This is a genomic window from Massilia rubra, from assembly GCF_011682065.1.
Classification (GTDB): Bacteria; Pseudomonadota; Gammaproteobacteria; order Burkholderiales; family Burkholderiaceae_D; genus Telluria_A; species Telluria_A rubra.
In genome coordinates, this window is the sequence record NZ_VUYU01000066.1 from 1 (window position 1) to 1,772 (window position 1,772).

The 1,772-nt window shown below is 63.0% G+C and carries 1 protein-coding gene and 1 pseudogene; both read right to left on the bottom strand.

Annotated features, from left to right (window positions below; translation table 11 throughout):
* Positions 1 to 1,519 (bottom strand): annotated as a pseudogene (gene tnpC, locus F0185_RS33970) (IS66 family transposase); the annotation flags it as partial.
* Positions 1,520 to 1,577: 58 nt separating this feature from the next.
* Positions 1,578 to 1,772 (bottom strand): IS66 family insertion sequence element accessory protein TnpB (gene tnpB / locus F0185_RS33975; protein WP_167233100.1); only part of this gene is annotated, 195 nt, incomplete at its 5' end.

Genomic DNA, 1,772 nt, shown 5'->3' on the forward strand with positions numbered 1-1,772 from the left:
TGGGACAGGTGGGTAGTTTTTCCAGCGTCTCGGTCAGCCAGCGCATGGGGTCGATACCGTTGAGTTTGGCGGTGGCCACCAGGCTTTGAATGGCAGCGGCGCGCCGACCAGCGCGCTCCGAGCCGGTGAAGAGCCAGTTCTTTTTCCCAATGGCGATGGGGCGTATGGCGTTCTCGACGGCGTTGTTGTCGATCGGGTAGGTGCCGCTGTCGATATAGCGAACCAGGGCCGGCCACCGTTTGAGCGCATGATCGAGCGCCTTTGCAGTGCCGCTGCCATCGGCAACGACGGGTCTGGTTTTGACGAGCCATGCGTGCAGCTCATCAAGGACTGGCTTGGCATCGCTCTGGCGGCGAGTATGACGTTCCGGCGCGGAATCACTGGCCGCAGTGCGCTCGATGGCATACAGTAGGCCAATACGGCGCAGGGCCTCGGCGGCGATCGGACTGCCATTGGCCGCATGCAGCTCGAAGAATTTTCGGCGCACGTGGGCCAGGCAAGCCAGTTCGGTAACGCCATGGACGAACAGTGCCTTGTAGGCGACGTAATCGTCGACCATCAGGTGTCCGCGCCAGTGTTGCAGGAACGACTGGGCATGCGAGCCGGCGCGCCCGCCCTGGTAGTCGAACACGACGATAGGGGGACCTTCGTCCAAACTGTTGGAACGGTACGCCCACAATTAGGCGCGCTTGGTTTTACCCTGCCCGGGATCGAGTTGCCTGACCGGCGTTTCATCGGCATGCAGGGTCGGTCGCATGCGCAGCAGTTGCGCCATCCGGTCAGCCAGAGGCTGCAACGCCACGCCGACCTTGCCGGCCCAGTCCGATGTCGTCGAAATGGGCAGTGGAACGCCCTGGCGCTCGCCAATCTGGTTGATGCGATACAGCGGCAGATGATCGACGAACTTGCTGATGGCGATCCAGGCCAGCAGGCCGGGTGCGGCCATGCCGCCGTCGATGATCGCCGGCGCCACAGGCGCTGCGGTGACGCTGTCGCAGGCGCGGCAGGCATACTGCGGGCGGATGTGGTGATGCACGAAGAAGCGGGCAGGTTCAATGTCGAGCTGCTCGCTGACGTCCTCGCCGATCAGGGTCAGGGGGTGGCCGCACTGGCCGCATTCGCAACAGGCCGGCTCATGACGGTGGACGATGCGCTCCAACTGGGGCGGCAAGGGCTGACGCCCGGCGCGTGGCCGCTTGTTCTTCGGCTTCTCGCCGACGAGCAGATCACGTTGACGCTGCAACTCGGCTTCCATGGCAACCAGATCAATTTCCTGGCATTCTTCGAACAGATCACGCTGTTCAGCGGTGAAGGCTTCGCTCTTGTTGGCGAATCGAATGCGGCGATGTTGCGCCAGCTCTAGCTTCAAGGCGGCAATCGTGGCGTGGGCCGCCTTGATGACGTCGTCCTTCACCGCAACGGTATTGGCCAGCTGGTCTGCCTGCGCCAGCAAGGCCCGTACCGCGTCGAGCACGGCAGGATCAAGGTTGGCGTGGGTCAGTTCGTTGAGCAAATCCATCAGCCCAGTTTACCGGGCTCTGCTTATGTTTACAAGCAAGATCTTCTGTACCGACGCGCTACAGTTGCCAATGGCCCGGTGCCGGCGCCGCCATGCGTTGCCAGTCCACGCCGGCGATCAGCCATTGCCATTGCTCGTCGCTCATTTGCCAGGTGGCGTCGTCGGCCTGCGGCCACACGAACTGGCCGCGATGCAAGCGACGCAGGCACAGCCATACGCCATTTCCGTCCCAGCACACCAATTTGAGGCGCGT